This is a genomic window from Rhodopseudomonas palustris (genome assembly GCF_034479375.1).
GTDB classification, from domain to species: domain Bacteria; phylum Pseudomonadota; class Alphaproteobacteria; order Rhizobiales; family Xanthobacteraceae; genus Rhodopseudomonas; species Rhodopseudomonas palustris_M.
Genome location: NZ_CP140155.1, coordinates 4,982,831 through 4,997,897, shown reverse-complemented (window position 1 = coordinate 4,997,897; position 15,067 = coordinate 4,982,831). Strand labels below are relative to the sequence as shown.

At 67.5% G+C, this 15,067-nt stretch carries 12 protein-coding genes; 4 read left to right on the top strand and 8 right to left on the bottom strand.

All coding sequences use genetic code 11. The annotated features are described in order from the left end of the window. Position 1: 1 nt before the first annotated feature. Positions 2-2,335, bottom strand: coding sequence for a pseudouridine synthase (locus SR870_RS22705; protein WP_322515750.1), 2,334 nt, complete (start codon positions 2,333-2,335; stop codon positions 2-4). Between the two features lie 175 nt (positions 2,336-2,510). Here SR870_RS22705 and SR870_RS22700 point away from each other — a divergent pair, with 175 nt between their 5' ends. Further along, positions 2,511-2,957: a nucleoside deaminase gene (locus SR870_RS22700; RefSeq protein ID WP_322515749.1), complete on the top strand. Its 447-nt coding sequence runs from the start codon at positions 2,511-2,513 to the stop codon at positions 2,955-2,957. A gap of 1,295 nt (positions 2,958-4,252) precedes the next feature. On the opposite strand, the gene SR870_RS22695 is transcribed toward SR870_RS22700, so the two are convergent. Beyond that, positions 4,253-5,233 (bottom strand): magnesium transporter CorA family protein, encoded by a 981-nt coding sequence (locus SR870_RS22695; RefSeq protein ID WP_322515748.1) that lies wholly within the window; start codon positions 5,231-5,233, stop codon positions 4,253-4,255. A gap of 405 nt (positions 5,234-5,638) precedes the next feature. On the opposite strand from SR870_RS22695, the gene SR870_RS22690 reads away from it, so the two are divergent. Then, positions 5,639-6,313: a L,D-transpeptidase gene (locus SR870_RS22690; RefSeq protein ID WP_322515747.1), complete on the top strand. Its 675-nt coding sequence runs from the start codon at positions 5,639-5,641 to the stop codon at positions 6,311-6,313. Between the two features lie 372 nt (positions 6,314-6,685). On the opposite strand, the gene SR870_RS22685 is transcribed toward SR870_RS22690, so the two are convergent. Continuing rightward, on the bottom strand, positions 6,686-7,759 hold the full coding sequence (locus tag SR870_RS22685; RefSeq protein WP_322515746.1) for an extensin family protein: 1,074 nt from the start codon (positions 7,757-7,759) through the stop codon (positions 6,686-6,688). An 87-nt stretch (positions 7,760-7,846) separates the two neighbouring features. On the opposite strand from SR870_RS22685, the gene SR870_RS22680 reads away from it, so the two are divergent. Then, positions 7,847-9,475 (top strand): fatty-acid--CoA ligase, encoded by a 1,629-nt coding sequence (locus SR870_RS22680; RefSeq protein ID WP_322515745.1) that lies wholly within the window; start codon positions 7,847-7,849, stop codon positions 9,473-9,475. 355 nt (positions 9,476-9,830) lie between these two features. Continuing rightward, positions 9,831-10,679, top strand: coding sequence for a DUF1499 domain-containing protein (locus tag SR870_RS22675; RefSeq protein WP_322518351.1), 849 nt, complete (start codon positions 9,831-9,833; stop codon positions 10,677-10,679). 185 nt (positions 10,680-10,864) lie between these two features. On the opposite strand, the gene SR870_RS22670 is transcribed toward SR870_RS22675, so the two are convergent. From SR870_RS22670 to SR870_RS22650, 5 genes are all read right to left on the bottom strand, one after another. Beyond that, on the bottom strand, positions 10,865-11,797 hold the full coding sequence (locus SR870_RS22670) for an MBL fold metallo-hydrolase (protein ID WP_322515744.1): 933 nt from the start codon (positions 11,795-11,797) through the stop codon (positions 10,865-10,867). Positions 11,798-11,977: 180 nt separating this feature from the next. Continuing rightward, on the bottom strand, positions 11,978-13,192 hold the full coding sequence (locus tag SR870_RS22665; RefSeq protein ID WP_322515743.1) for an acyl-CoA dehydrogenase: 1,215 nt from the start codon (positions 13,190-13,192) through the stop codon (positions 11,978-11,980). Positions 13,193-13,249: 57 nt separating this feature from the next. Then, positions 13,250-14,329, bottom strand: a complete 1,080-nt coding sequence (gene ribB / locus SR870_RS22660) for a 3,4-dihydroxy-2-butanone-4-phosphate synthase (protein ID WP_322515742.1) — start codon at positions 14,327-14,329, stop codon at positions 13,250-13,252. An 83-nt stretch (positions 14,330-14,412) separates the two neighbouring features. Then, positions 14,413-14,793: a carboxymuconolactone decarboxylase family protein gene (locus SR870_RS22655; RefSeq protein WP_322515741.1), complete on the bottom strand. Its 381-nt coding sequence runs from the start codon at positions 14,791-14,793 to the stop codon at positions 14,413-14,415. 75 nt (positions 14,794-14,868) lie between these two features. Beyond that, on the bottom strand, positions 14,869-15,063 hold the full coding sequence (locus tag SR870_RS22650) for a DUF2892 domain-containing protein (protein ID WP_322515740.1): 195 nt from the start codon (positions 15,061-15,063) through the stop codon (positions 14,869-14,871). Positions 15,064-15,067: the final 4 nt, after the last annotated feature.

Below are 15,067 nucleotides of genomic sequence, written 5' to 3'. Positions count from 1 at the left end.
CTCAGTCCTCGCGGGGCGTTTCGCGCTTGCCGTGGTAGCGGCGGGCGGGGCCACGGGAGGGGTCGCGCTCGCCGCTGCCGGTGCGCTCGACCTTGACCTTGCGGCCCTTGCGATCCTCGACCGCGCCGCGCTTGGTCGGGGCTTTCTTCTTCGGCGCCGGCGCCGCCTCGGCAGCGGTGACGGGCTTGCCGGGGCGCGGCTTCGGCCGCGTCTCGCTCGGCGACGGGCCGCCGAAATCGGCCTCGGCGAGCTTGATGATCTTGTCGCCGAGCTGCTCGCGCAGCACCCGCGTCTTGACCTCCTCGACCTGGCCTTCCTCGATCTCCTGCAACTGGAACGGGCCGTAGGAGACCCGGATCAGCCGGTTCACCTCGAGGCCGAGATGCGCCAGCACGTTGCGGACTTCGCGATTCTTGCCTTCGCGGATCGCGAACACCAGCCAGACATTGGCGCCCTGGTCGCGTTCGAGCCTGGCTTCGATCTCGCCGTATTTGACGCCGTCGACCTCGATGCCGTTGCGCAGTTCGTCGAGCTGCGCCTGGGTGACTTCGCCATGGGCGCGGACGCGGTAGCGGCGCAGCCAGCCGGTCTCCGGCAGTTCGAGCGCCCGCGCCAGCCCGCCGTCATTGGTCAGCAGCAGCAGGCCCTCGGTGTTGAAGTCGAGCCGGCCGATCGAGATCAGGCGCGGCAGGTCTTCGGGCAGATTGTCGAACACCGTCGGCCGCCCTTCGGGATCGGCGTGGGTGGTCATCAGCCCGCGCGGCTTGTGATACAGGAACAGCCGGGTCCGCTCGCGCTCCGGCAACGGCTTGCCGTCGACGGTGATGACGTCGGACGGCATCACGTCGAGCGCCGGGCTGTCGATCACCTGGCCGTTGACCGCGACGCGGCCCTCGGCGACCCAGGCCTCGGCGTCACGGCGCGAGCACAGGCCGGCGCGGGCCACCACCTTGGCGATGCGATCGCCGGTCTTGGTATCGTCCTTCGCCGGCGGCGCGCGACGTTCCTTCTTCGGCTCGGTCTTGGGCCGCTCGCGATAGGCGCCGCGGCCACCGAAGGCCGGGCGCTTGGCGAAGATCTTGGTGTCGTCCTCGTTGGCGCGGCGCGGCCGGTCGAAGCCGCGCTCGCCGGCGTCGCGGCTGCGCGGACGATCGGCCGAACGGGTCTCGCTGCGCGGATGTTCGTGCCAGTCGCCCGACCGTTCGCGGCGTTCGAACTTGGGACGATCGCCGCCGCGATCCTCGCGCGGCTTGTCGAAGCGGGGCTTGTCGAAGCTGCGCGGGCCGCGCTCGCCCCGCTCGGCGGAAGCGCCGTCGCGCTTCTGCCACGGCTTGGACTCGCCGCGATCGGCGCCGCGATCCGGACGGCTGCCGAACTCCTTGCGCGGGCCACGATCCGGGGCGCCGCGGCCGAATTTCCGATCGCCGCCCTCGCGCGGCTTGAACGGGCGCTTGTCGCCGCCTTCGCGCGGCGTGAAGGGCCGCTTCTCGCCGTCCCCGCGCGGCGCATAGGAACGCTTCTCGCCGCCGCGATCGCGGGCCGCGTAAGGCCGCTTGTCGCCGCCTGCGCGCGGCGTATAGGGCCGCTTCTCGCCGTCCCCACGCGGGGTGAAAGAGCGCTTCTCGCCACCGGCGCGCGCTGCGTAAGGACGCTTCTCGCCGCCGCCTTCGCGTGGCGTATAAGGCCGCTTTTCACCGCCACCCTCGCGCGGCGTGTAGGGGCGCTTTTCGCCGCCTTCACGCGATGCATAAGGCTTGCGGTCGCCGAATTTCTTGTCGCCGAACCGGCCTGCCGGACGGGCGCCGTCACCGCGGTCGGCGCGCGGCGTATACGGCCGCTTGTCGCCGCCCTCGCGGGGCGCGAACGAACGCTTGTCGCCGAACTCCTTGCGCGGACCGCGCTCGGGACGCTCACCGCCGCTGCGCGCGGGGCGCTCGTCACGGTTGAAACGCGGACGCGGCGCGTCGCCATCGTCGCGGCGCGGCCGATCGGCGAAATCGCGGCGCGGCGCGGCGCCGTCGCGCTTCACATAAGCCCGCTTGCCCTCGCCGCCGAACGATCGCTTGGCATCGCCGCCGGGCGCTTTTTTGGCAAAAGGCTTGTCGCCGCGCGGCTCATAGGTGCCCTCGCCGCGCTTGGCGAATTTCTTCTCCGGGCCGCGCGCCGCGCCGGACCGGCCCTTCCCGCCGGAGGCACCCTTGCCGCCGCCCGGCCCCTTGCCGCCCGCGCTTCTGCCGCCGAAGCCGCCTTTGCCGCCGGACGCGCCCTTGCCTGCGCCGGGCCGATCGCGGCGACCCCGCGCGGAAGCGTTGTTTTTGTCGGTGTCGCGGGGCATGACTGGTCTTTCTGCAGGATCCGGTCGGGATCGGGAATGGGGCTCAAGCGGTCGGGAACGGGCTCTCACGACGTAGACTGGCGCTCTCGAAGAAGGCGCATGGTCGACGCAAAACCGGCATCCACTTTTGCTGAATGGGGTCTCCTAGCAGAGTTTTCGGGACGATACGAGCCATATGACGACGCCCTCTTTCATGGATCTGGCGCTGGCCGCCGCGCAAACCGCCGGGCAGGCCGGCGAAGTGCCGATCGGCTGCGTCATCGTCCGCGCCGGCGCGGTGATCGCGAGTGCCGGCAACCGCACTTTGACCGACCGCGACCCCACCGCCCACGCCGAGCTGCTGGCGATCCGCGAAGCCGCGCGAAAACTCGGCAGCGAGCGGCTGGTCGATTGCGACCTCTACGTCACGCTGGAGCCTTGCACGATGTGCGCCGGCGCGATCTCGTTCGCGCGCATCCGCCGGCTGTATTTCGCCGCGTTCGACCCGAAAGGCGGCGCGGTCGAGTCGGGCGTGCGCTTCTTCGGCCAGCCGACCTGCCACCACGCGCCGGAGATCTATTCCGGCGTCGGCGAACGCGAGGCGGCTTTGATGCTGCGGGAATTTTTCAGGGCAAGGCGGTGAGGCGCCTCGCGCCCCCTTCATCCTTCTCCCCTTGTGGGAGAAGGTGGCGCGGCAACGCCGCGCCGGATGAGGGGTAAGCCGCAAGGAACGGCATGCGCATCACGCTCCCCCTCACCCGCCTTCGACGCTCCGCGTCTCAGGCACCCTCTCCCACAAGGGGAGAGGGAAAGTAGCGCCTGTTGAACGAAGTCGTTGCCGGGCTCGACCCGGCAATCCATCCTACTTCGTAAAAGCATAGGTCCATGGCGCTCGCGCGCGCGATGGATGCGCGGGTCAAGCCCGCGCATGACGGGCGTGAGGGTGGCGAAGGTCGGGCCCCATCGCGACGTCCGGTTCAATTCTCAAACAGCCACGGCGATTTACTCTCGCGGCTCCATCGAGCCCGAGTTGTGCACCCGTCGCTGTCGCAGCGAGGGGTGGGGGCGCGCCGGTCGGCGCGGGTTGGTGGTGGTTCTCGCGATCACTTCTTGCGAAGGATCGCGCATCGCCTTCCGGCGCGCCCACCGCGGCGCTTTCTGTCTTCGGGCCCGTGCTTCCGTTGACAGGCAAGGGTAATGAAACCCCACGGTCCGGCGGATTACGCCGCCTTCGCCTGCCCCCGTGCAGCGAACTAACAAGTCGCAGAGCCTCGTAGTAGGCCCGGACGGGTCCCCGAAGCCTCCCGGACGACACGCTTGCGAGGCGCATCGCGCAGGACGCCGCGTCTGTTCGATTTCCCCGGCACCGTGCCGGCTTGATCGAACTATCGTTCCGGACCGGTTGCCCGGCCCGCCGATCTGTCCCGCTTGTACGACGCCTCGCGAAGCGCCCCTCACGGACAGGACGATGCGGACTATAATCATAATAGGAATTCTGTCAATAGGCGCAACGAAGGATTTTGCAGTGCTCGCCGATCCACCCCATGCCATCTCGGTCGTCATTCCGGGGCGCGCCGACGCGCGGTCACGCGCGTCGGCGCGAACCCGGAATCCATAACCACCACGTTCGGCGGTGAGGCATGAGGGTTGCGGCGCTGCGCCTCACCGCGAGTCCAGGGGATATGGATTCCGGGCTCGCGAGCGATGCTCGCGCCCCGGAATGACAATTGAGAGGCATTGCCCGGACGATCGTCTCGAAGCATCCTTGCGCCGATGCAAGAGCGGACTACGCTGCGCGGTCCGCTCCGTGCGACTCGGTGAGCGACGTAGGGTGGGCAAAGGCGCGCTTGCGCCGTGCCCACGCGTGTTCGTCACCCTGCTTCAGCTTCGGCCGGACGTGGGCACGCTTCGCTTTGCCCACCCTACTAATTAATCGCCCTACAACCACTTCTTCCACTTGAAGAACATATACGGCCCGATCGCGGCGCAGAGCATCATGCCGAGCGCCATCGGGTAGCCGTGCTCCCATTGCAGCTCGGGCATCAGCCTGAAGTTCATGCCGTAGACCGAGGCGATCAGGGTCGGCGGCATCAGGACGACGGCCATCACCGAGAACAGCTTGATGATGTTGTTCTGCTCGAGATTGACGACGCCGAGCATGGCGTCGAGCACGAAGGTGATCTTGTTCGACAGGTAGCTGGCGTGGTCGGTCAGCGAGATCACGTCGCGCTGCATGGTCTTGAGCTGGGTGCGGCTGTCCTTCGGCCATTTCAGGCCCTCGCCCTCGACGGTGAGGAAGGCGACCAGCCGGCCGATCGAGACCAGGCTCTCGCGCACCTTGGAGACGAGGTCGCCCTTGCGGCCGATCGCGATCAGGATCTCGGAATAGCGCTTCTGGTGGCCGGTGCGGGCCGAGCCCTCCGGCTCGAAGATCTCGCGGCTGACGTCGTCGACGTCGGCGCCGGCGCGCTCCAGAATGTCGGCGCAGCGGTCGATCACGGCGTCGAGCAGTTCGAGCAGCACGGTCTCGCCGGTGGCGTTGAACGACGGGGTGCGGGCGAGCCGGTTCTCGATCACCGCGAACGGCCGCGGCTCGTCGTAGCGCACCGTCACCAGGCGCTTGCCGGCCAGGATGAAGGTGACAGGCGACAGCCGCGGCGAGGTGGTGTCGGCGCCGCACATCAGGCTGGCGGTCATGTAGCGGGCGCCGTTCTCGATATAGAGACGGCTGGAGATCTCGATCTCCTGCATGTCCTCGCGGGTCGGCACCGCGATCCCGGCCAGCTTTTCCACCGCCCGATCCTCGTCCGGCGTCGGCCGCTCGAGGTCGATCCACACCGTGTCCTCCGGCAGCGCGTCGTAATCCAGCGAGGAGGCGCGCTTCAGCGCGGAATCGACGGGGGCAAAGAGGGCAAGCATGGCAACTCCGGACAGGACGGACGACGATCCGCGGGGGTGGCTCGGCCCGTCACTGCGCAACGGGGCCGGATTTGGCAAGCACCAATCCGCAGCGGCGGCGAACCTTGCCGATGTCGGTGACGCGACTGTGACATGCCCGCAGGCGACGACAAATGCACAGGGATTGACCAGCGCACCGGGTTTCTGAGGCATAATTACCACAGGTAGACTTCCGTCGCGCGAAACCGCGATCTGCACGCTGGAAACCATCGGCCATTCAGCGATAATCAAGATTGTGGAATCATGATTTCGCGGAAGTCGTGAAGCAGCGGTATTGCGCCGGCAGATCGCGCGCCGGACGTCTTGCGCTGGAAGCGTTGCGCCGGAAGCCACTGTCCAGCGCAGAAGGTCGATTGGAACAACAGAATGGCGTCGATGGCATCGAGACTGGGACTGCTGGCGGTGGGGTTGCTGCTGTCGGGCTGCATGCAGACCACCTACCAGGCCGCCCCCGAAGCGACGCTGAAGCCGAACGACAAGGCGCAGCTTGCCAAGGCGCGTTACGCCAAGGTCACGGTGCCGGAGCAGTTCCGCCGCGCCATCGTCGACTATCACCGCAAGGAAACGCCCGGCACCATCGTGGTCGATTCCGACAACCATTATCTCTATCTGGTGCAGGACGGCGGCAAGGCGATCCGCTACGGCGTCACCGTCGGCGAGGAAGCGCTGGCGTTCTCCGGCATCGCCCGGGTCGGCAACATGGCGGAATGGCCGAAGTGGACGCCCACCGCGGACATCCACAAGCGGATCGAAGGCCTACCGGCCTCGGTGCCCGGCGGCGTCGATAACCCGCTCGGCGCCCGCGCGCTGTATCTGTATCAGGGCAACCGCGACACCCTGTTCCGGATCCACGGCACCAACCAGCCGGAATATATCGGCGCCTCGATCTCCTCGGGCTGCATCCGCATGACCAACGAGGACGTCATCGACCTCTACACCCGGGTCAAGAACGGCACCATCGTGGTGGTGCTTGAGCCGAAGCACGGCGACTCGCCGTACAATTCGAAGATGGCGCAGGGCAGCGGCACCGCGACGCAGTAAGCACGACGCGAGGCGCGCGGATCTGGTCCGCAGATTTCGAAAAAGCGCCGGTTTTCCGGCGCTTTTTTTATTGCGCGGTGTTCGCGCTGCTGATCAGCGTGTCGTCCCCGCGCGCGGCGGGCAATCGAATATGGAATGTCGATGGCTATCGCACCGGAGCTCTCTTCACCCTCCCCTGGAGGGGGAGGGTCGGCGCGCAGCCCGCATCGCGGGATGCGTGACGGGGTGGGGTGAGCCGCGCGCACGGAGGATGAACTCTTCGCCACCCCACCCCGCTCGCTGACGCGAGCGACCCTCCCCCTCCAGGGGAGGGTGATCCTATGCGATGGCCACTGCCGCGCGCGGGGAGAGGTTGGATTGCAGGTGTCCCGACTACGGGCGCCGGTCGTCGTGACGCTTGGGCGTGGGCGCAATGGCCGGGGCCGGCTTGGCGGGCTTGTTGTCGGCCGGCTTGCTTTTGGCCGATCGGGCCTTCTGGCCCTTGGCGGGCGGCGGCGGCGGTTCGGCTTGCTGGCGCGCGGCGTCTTCGGCCTGATCCGGGCCGGCGGCCTCGGGCTGCGGCGGAGCCGGGGCGGCACCAGGCGCGCCGTCCTCACCGGCCGCGACCTGCCGCGGCGGCGCTTCGGCCGGGCGCTCGGCCGGCAGCAGCGGCGCGATCGCCGGCAGCGCCTCCCACACCGCCCATTGGCACATCTTGTAGCCGCCGCGCCGCTCGGCCAGATCGAGGTGGATGTGTTCCTCGTGATAGCCGTCCGACGCCGGGCCGAGCACCGTGGCGAAGCGCTCGCACACCGATTGCCGCACGCGCTCGCGCACCGCGAGCGGCGCGGCGCGATCGGTCAGCGACAGCATCCGGCCGTCGGCCAGCTTGAAGCCGCGCAGGTCGATCGCATTGGCGCGGCCGTGCTCCGACAGCTTGGCCCCGCGCACCCGGTTGCGGCCGCGGCAATCGTAGGAATCGTAATTGTCGAGCGCGACGAGACGCGTGGCGAGCGACGCCGCCAGCGGCGCGAGATCGGCGCGGACCCAGGCGGCGAGCGCGCTCGCCATCGGGCAGCGCAGCGTCGCCGCCGGCGTCAGCGGCACGCGGCTGCCGTCGGGCAGGACGACCGCTTCGAGCCTGACCAGATCGGTCCCGCCACAACTGCCGGGGCCGGTGATGTCGGGCAGGCTCGGCGCGATCGCGATCGCCGGCGTCAGCGCCAGCCGGCACGCCGTCGGCGGCGGCGGCTGCGGCGGCGCTTCCGGCGTCGATTCCGGCTTGGCGGCCTCGGTCTGCGGCGCGTCGGCGTCCGGCTTGTCAGCCGCGCGAGCAGCTTCGGACGAAGGCGCCTCGGCGGGACGCGGCTTCGGCAGCGGGATTCCGTCCCGCGCCAGTGCGGCCGGCGCGGCGAACGCAACCAGCGCGATCAGCACCGCCAGGATCGACGCTTTGCCGCGGAACAAATTGCGACAAGACCGTTTTCGCCGGGCTGTCTCCGCGCTAAGGTCGCCGCCAATCCATGAGGGATAACAATCGGGAGGAACGATTTGATGCTTGGACTGATGCAAGACTGGCCTTTGCTGTGTCACCGGATCATCGAGCATGCGGCACAGGTCCATGGCAACCAGGAGGTGGTCACACGTTCGGTGGAGGGGCCGATCGTCCGCACCACCTATGCGCAGATCCATCAACGGGCCCTGAAGGTGAGCCAGATGCTGGACCGCGCCGGCATCACGCTCGGCGACCGGGTCGCGACGATCGCCTGGAACACCGCCCGGCATCTGGAATGCTGGTACGGCATCATGGGAATCGGCGCGATCTGCCATACGGTCAATCCGCGGCTTTTTCCGGACCAGATCGTCTGGATCGTCAATCATGCCCAGGACCGGGTGATGATCACCGATCTCACCTTCGTGCCGATCCTCGAGAAGATCGCCGACAAGATGCCGAGCGTGGAGCGCTACATCGTGCTCACCGACGCGGAGCACATGCCGCAGACCACGCTGAAGAATGCGGTCGCCTATGAGGAATGGCTGAAGGAGGCCGACGGCGACTTCCAGTGGAAGACCTTCGACGAGAACACCGCCGCGGCGATGTGCTACACCTCGGGCACCACCGGCGATCCCAAGGGCGTGCTGTATTCGCACCGCTCCAACGTGATCCACGCGCTGATGGCCAACAACCCGGACGCGCTCGGCACCCGCGCCGCCGACACCATGCTGCCGGTGGTGCCGCTGTTCCACGCCAATTCCTGGGGCATCGCGTTCTCGGCGCCGTCGATGGGCACCAAGCTGGTGATGCCCGGCGCCAAGCTCGACGGCGCCTCGGTGTATGAATTGCTGTCGACCGAGAAGGTGACGCACACCGCCGGCGTGCCCACCGTATGGCTGATGCTGCTGCAATACATGCAGAAGGAGAAGCTGACGCTGCCGCATCTGAAGATGGTGGTGTGCGGCGGCTCGGCGATGCCGCGCTCGATGATCAAGGCGTTCGTCGACATGGGCTGCGAGGCGCGCCACGCCTGGGGCATGACCGAGATGAGCCCGCTCGGCACGCTGGCGACGCTGAAGCCGCCGTTCGACCAGACCACCGGCGACGAGCGCCTCGACCGGCTCTCGACCCAGGGCTATCCGCCGTTCGGCGTACAGATGAAGATCACCGACGATGCCGGCAAGGAGGTGCCGTGGGACGGCAAGACCTTCGGCCGGCTGAAAGTGTCGGGACCGGCGGTGTCGAAGGCCTACTTCCGGGTCGATACCAACATTCTCGACGACGAAGGCTTCTTCGACACCGGCGACGTCGCCACCGTCGATAAGGACGCCTATATGCGGATCACCGACCGCTCCAAGGACGTGATCAAGTCCGGCGGCGAATGGATCTCGTCGATCGATCTGGAGAATCTGGCGGTCGGCCACCCCAAGGTGGCGGAAGCCGCGGTGATCGGCGTGTATCACCCGAAATGGGACGAGCGGCCGCTGCTGATCTGCCAGCTCAAGCCGGACGTCACCTGCACCCGCGACGAGATCCTGCAATACATGGACGGCAAGATCGCCAAATGGTGGATGCCCGACGACATCGTGTTCATCGATGCGATCCCGCACACCGCCACCGGCAAGATCCTGAAGACCGCATTGCGCGATCAGTTCAAGACCTACAGCCTGCCGAACGCGGCGGCCTGAGGACTGCTGTTTTCGCAAGGCGTCGCCACCGGCACGGTGCAACCTCTCCCGCTTGCGGGGGAGGTCGGATCGCGCAGCGATCCGGGTGGGGGCAGCGGCAGTTCGACGAATCGCAGCCTCCCTGCCCGCGTCGCCCTCACCCCAGCCCTCTCCCGCAAGCGGGAGAGGGAGCAGACGGTGATCGCAGCGACGAACACCTCCGCACGCTGAGGTGGAATGTCGAATGGCGCTGCGCAGCGATTGGGCCGACCCCAATCCGGCCTTGAAATTCGCCGCCCGCCATGGTCTCAACGGATCGGTTGCGGCGCGGCACGATTGCGGCCGGCGCGGCCCCGAACCTTTCGAAACGGACCCGATGGCGCGCAGATTCAACGCTCCCTATCAGATGGAGCCCGTCTCGCGCCTCGCCGTCTGGGCGCGCTATCTCGCGGTGTTCGCCGCGATCACCGCGGTGGCTTCGACGCTGCTGGTGCGGTTCGACTTCCTCGAAGTGCGCCCGGCGATGGCGACGTTCTTCGGGGCGCTGGCGCTCGCGGGGCTGTCGATCCTGCTGGCGCTGGCCGGCTTCGCGGCGATCTGGCAGAACGGCTCGCGCGGCATGGCGCGGATCCTGCTGGCGCTGCTGATCGATGTGCTGATCCTCGCCTACCCGTCCTATCTCGGCTGGCACTATCGGACGCTGCCCGCGATCCACGACATCACCACCGACCCGATCGACCCGCCGAAATTCGAGACGCTGGCGCGGCTGCGCACCAGCGACGGCGCCAATCCCGCAGTCTATGCCGGCCTCTACTCCGCCGAGCTGCAGCGCGGCGCCTATCCGGGGATCGAGACCGTGCAGATCGACCTGCCGGTGCAGCGCGCCTATGAGGTGACGCTCAACCTGATCAACAAGCGCAAATGGCGCGTGGTCGACGCGCGACCGCCGCAACTGCCGCGCCGCGAGGGCCATATCGAGGCGGTGGCCCGCACCGCGGTGATGGGCCTGCCCGAGGACGTCGCGATCCGAATCCTGCCCGACGGCGACGGCTCCCGGATCGATATCCGCTCCGCCTCGCGCTTTTTCGACAGCGACCTCGGCAGCAACGCCGCGCGCATCGCCAAACTCAGCGAAGCCATCACCAGCGCCGCCGAAAATGCGCCAGCGCCGAAGCCCGAGCCGGAGCCGAAGCCGGCGAAGGGCAAGGCGGGGGCGAAGAAGTGACGAGCGCCGCTACACGCTCAACCTCATCCTGAGGAGCCTGGCCACGCCCGCAGGGCGAGGCCGGGCGTCTCGAAGGATGGGCTTGCAAGCGAAGTGCCCTATAACTCATGGTTCGAGACGCCCGGCGTCGCTGCGCGATGCCGGGCTCCTCACCATGAGGGTGGTGCGTGAAGCAGTGCTGCTTGTTACTTCGCCAGCCTGTAGCGCCCGCCGATCAGCGGGTCGCCGTCGGTCACAACGATGCCGCGGGTCACCAGGTCTTCGAGATGCGCCAGCACCGAATAGCCGGCGGCGCCGATCAGGCGCGGGTCGATGCCGATATAGATGGCGCGGACCATGGTCGGGATATCGGTCTCGCCCTTGGCGAGGCGATGCAGGATCGAGGCTTCGCGGGCCTGGCGGTGGCGCTTGAGGAAGCGCGAATAGCGCGGGCCTTCGAGAATCTCGGCGCCATGGCCGGACAGATAGAGTTGCTCGGGGCGCGCCATCAGGCGGTCGAGCGACTCCATGTAGTCGACCATCGAGCCGTCCGGCGGCGCCACGATCGAGGTCGACCAGCCCATGATGTGATCGCCGACGAAGATCGCGTCGCGCTCCTTCCAGGCGAACGCCATGTGGTTGGCGGTGTGGCCCGGCGTCGCCACCGCCTCCACCGCCCAGCCGTCGCCCTCGATCACGTCGCCGTCGCGGATCGTGACGTCGGGCCTGAAGGCGCGGTCGGCGCCGGATTCCGTCGACACGGTCTCGCTCTCGAAATACGGCCGCGAGGCGCGGTGCGGGCCTTCGGCATAGACAGTCGCGCCGGTCGCAGCCTTGAGGCGCGGCGTGCCGGGCGAGTGGTCCTTATGCGTGTGGGTGACGAGAATGTGGGTGACGGTCTCGCCCTTCACCGCGTCGATCAGCGCCTGCGCATGGGCCTCGCTGTCCGGGCCGGGATCGACGATCGCGACCTTGCCGGTGCCGATGATGTAGCTGACCGTCCCGGTGAAGGTGAACGGCGACGGGTTATTGCAGAGCACGCGGCGCAGCCCGGGGCGGATTTCCTCGACCACGCCGGCTTTCAGCGGGAAGTCGCGATTGAACGGGACGTCGTCGGAGGTGTCGCTGGCGTCGCTCATGCGTTTCCCGGTGATGTTTGTTGTTGTTAGTTCGTAGGATGGGTTGAGCGTCAGCGAAACCCATCTTGGTCGTCGCGATGGGTTTCGCTGCGCTCAACCCATCCTACGCGTTCGTCATTCCGGGTCTGCGCCCAAGAGGGCGCATCCCGGAATGACGTTGAGAGGTTGTGCCTATCCGCCTTACGAAAACGCCTGAATCCCGGTGATGGCGCGGCCGATGATCAGGGCGTGGACGTCGTGGGTGCCCTCGTAGGTGTTGACCGTCTCGAGGTTCTGGGCGTGGCGCATCACGTGGTACTCGATCTGGATGCCGTTGCCGCCGTGCATGTCGCGGGCGACGCGGGCGATGTCGAGCGCCTTGCCGCAATTGTTGCGCTTGATGATCGAGATCATCTCCGGCGCGACCCGGCCCTCGTCCATCAGCCGGCCGACGCGCAGCGACGCCTGCAGGCCGAGCGCGATTTCGGTCTCCATGTCGGCGAGCTTCTTCTGAACAAGCTGCGTCGCGGCGAGCGGCCGGTTGAACTGCTTGCGGTCGAGCGTGTACTGCCGGGCGCGGTGCATGCAGTCTTCGGCGGCGCCCATCACGCCCCAGGAGATGCCGTAGCGGGCGCGGTTGAGACAGCCGAACGGACCCTTGAGGCCGGAGACGTTGGGCAGCAGCGCCTCTTCGGGCACCACGACGCCGTCCATCACGATCTCGCCGGTGATCGACGCGCGCAGGCTCAGCTTGCCGCCGATCTTCGGCGCCGACAGGCCCTTCATGCCCTTGTCGAGAATGAAGCCGCGGATCTGGTTGTCGTGCGCAGCCGACTTCGCCCAGACCACGAACACGTCGGCGATCGGCGCGTTGGAGATCCACATCTTGGTGCCGGTCAGGCGATAGCCGTCGGCGACCTTCTCGGCGCGGGTCTTCATGCCGCCGGGATCGGAACCGGCGTCGGGCTCGGTCAGGCCGAAGCAGCCGACCCATTCGCCGGAGGCGAGCTTGGGCAGATATTTCTTGCGCTGGGTCTCGTCGCCGTAAGCGTAGATCGGATACATCACCAGCGACGACTGCACCGAGTTCATCGAGCGATAGCCGCTATCGACGCGCTCGATCTCGCGCGCCACCAGGCCGTAGGCGACGTAGCTGGCATTGGCGCAGCCGTAGTCCTCGGGCAGCGTGATGCCGATCAGGCCGAGCGAACCCATCTCGTTGAAGATCTCGCGGTCGGTCTTCTCTTCGAGATAGGCCTGGCTGACGCGCGGCAGCAGCTTGTCCTGCGCGTAGGCGCGGGCGGTGTCGCGGATCATCCGCTCGTCTTCGGTGAGCTGATCTTCCAGGAGCAGCGGGTCGTCCCACTTGAAACTCGCGGGAGCCGGCTTGTCCTTGGTTTGGGCGCGAACGCTCATCGATCATCCTTTCAGGACGCCGCCGCATGGTGCGACGGCAGGAAGGTAAAACGTTGGTCAGGTGCCTTCAAGGTGCTCGTTGCCGACGATCTCGATGCCGAAACCCGACAGGCCCTTGTAGTCCATCTGCGACGAGGTGAGATGCCGGATCGACGAGACGCCGAGGTCGCGCAGGATCTGCGCGCCGACGCCGATCTCGCGCCATTGCCGGTGGCGATCGGCTTCCGCCGATTTCGGCGCGTCGATCGGCGCCACCGGAACGCCCGCGGCGCCATCGCGCAGATAAATCAGCACGCCGGAACCGTTCTTCTTGAAATGCTCGAGCACCGCTTCCATCCGGCGCGCGCCGGTGAAGATCTCCTTGACGATGTTCGGCTTGTGGAACCTCGTCAGCACGTTCTTGCCGTCGCCGATGCCGTTGTAGACGCAGGCGACGTGGGCGATCTCGTCGAACGGCGAGCGATAGGCGTAGCCCTGCATCGGGCCGATCGGGCTCTCCAGCGGGAACGTCGCGACGCGCTCGATCAGTTTCTCGCGCGCCTGACGATGCGCGATCAGATCGGCGATGGTGACCAGCTTGAGGTTGTGCCTGTTCGCGAATTCGACGACCTGGGCGCCCTTGGTGACGGTGCCGTCATCGTTCATCAGTTCGCTGATCACGCCGACCGGCGGCAGACCCGCCAAACGACAAAGATCGACCGCGGCCTCAGTGTGGCCGGAGCGCAGCAGCACGCCGCCGTCGCGCGCGATCAGCGGGAAGATGTGGCCCGGCCGCGCGAAGTCGTTGGCGCCGGCGTTCGGATTGGCGAGCGCGCGGCAGCACGAGGCGCGCTCGTCGGCGGAGATGCCGGTGCCGTTGTCGGGCTTGTAGTCGATCGAGACGGTGAAGGCGGTGGTGTGGTTGCTGTCGTTGTGCGCGACCATCGGGTCGAGCCGCAACCGTCGCGCGTCGTCCATGGTGATCGGCGCGCAGACGATGCCGGAGGTGTGGCGGATGATGAACGCCATCTTCTCGGCGGTGCACAGCGAGGCCGCGACGACGAGATCGCCCTCGCCCTCGCGATCGTCGTCGTCGGTGACGACGACGATTTCGCCGGCAGCGAAGGCTTGCAGAACGTCCTGGATCGGGTGCGCCATGGTCCACTCTCTAAAGTCGAGGCAGACCATATGACGCAGCGCGCGCGGCGACGCAACCCGCGCCGCTGCGGAGCCGGGTGCGGCTACCGCACAGCGGAATTGGCGGTTTCCGCCGCGGCCTTCTTCTGCACGAACTGATCGTAGGCCTCGACCGCCTGCGCCGCGTACATCACGCTGGGGCCGGCGCCCATGTAGATCGCCATGCCCATCGTTTCCATGATCTCCTCGCGGGTGGCGCCCTGCCGCACCGCGGCCTCGGCGTGAAAGCCGATGCAGCCGTCGCAGCGGGTCGCCACAGAGATCGCCAGCGCGATCAGTTCCTTGGTCTTGGTATCGAGCGCGTTGGCCTTCAGCGCCGCCTGCGCGATCGCCGAGAAGCCTTTCATCACGTCCGGCGCGCCGCCGCGCACTTCGCGCAACGCCGTCGACAACTCGCCGGTCAATTCGATCCAGTTCTTGTGCATGGTCTCACCTGAAAGAGAACAACTCCCGGGATCGGGCCGTAGCCGATTCCGGGAGCTTCAACAAACCGCGGTCGATCAGGACTGCTTGGCCGGGCAGGTGCGGATGCCGAACAGCGTGTAGGCCGGGCAGAAGCCGATCGCCGCGGTCAGAAGCGGCACCACGCCGATCCACGCCCACCACGCGTCGGGGTTGGTCAGCGCCCAGTAGATCAGGCCGGCGCCGACGATGGCGCGCAGCAGGCGGTCGATCATTCCCATGTTGACGGTCATCTTG

What these genes read in the sequence shown, in the direction of transcription:
- SR870_RS22705 (WP_322515750.1), bottom strand. Translation starts at nt 2,335, where the DNA reads ATGCCCCGCGACACCGACAAAAACAACGCTTCCGCGCGGGGTCGCCGC.
- SR870_RS22700 (WP_322515749.1), top strand. Translation starts at nt 2,511, where the DNA reads ATGACGACGCCCTCTTTCATGGATCTGGCGCTGGCCGCCGCGCAAACC.
- SR870_RS22695 (WP_322515748.1), bottom strand. Translation starts at nt 5,233, where the DNA reads ATGCTTGCCCTCTTTGCCCCCGTCGATTCCGCGCTGAAGCGCGCCTCC.
- SR870_RS22690 (WP_322515747.1), top strand. Translation starts at nt 5,639, where the DNA reads ATGGCGTCGATGGCATCGAGACTGGGACTGCTGGCGGTGGGGTTGCTG.
- SR870_RS22680 (WP_322515745.1), top strand. Translation starts at nt 7,847, where the DNA reads ATGCTTGGACTGATGCAAGACTGGCCTTTGCTGTGTCACCGGATCATC.
- SR870_RS22675 (WP_322518351.1), top strand. Translation starts at nt 9,831, where the DNA reads ATGGCGCGCAGATTCAACGCTCCCTATCAGATGGAGCCCGTCTCGCGC.
- SR870_RS22670 (WP_322515744.1), bottom strand. Translation starts at nt 11,797, where the DNA reads ATGAGCGACGCCAGCGACACCTCCGACGACGTCCCGTTCAATCGCGAC.
- SR870_RS22665 (WP_322515743.1), bottom strand. Translation starts at nt 13,192, where the DNA reads ATGAGCGTTCGCGCCCAAACCAAGGACAAGCCGGCTCCCGCGAGTTTC.
- ribB (WP_322515742.1), bottom strand. Translation starts at nt 14,329, where the DNA reads ATGGCGCACCCGATCCAGGACGTTCTGCAAGCCTTCGCTGCCGGCGAA.
- SR870_RS22655 (WP_322515741.1), bottom strand. Translation starts at nt 14,793, where the DNA reads ATGCACAAGAACTGGATCGAATTGACCGGCGAGTTGTCGACGGCGTTG.
- SR870_RS22650 (WP_322515740.1), bottom strand. Translation starts at nt 15,063, where the DNA reads ATGACCGTCAACATGGGAATGATCGACCGCCTGCTGCGCGCCATCGTC.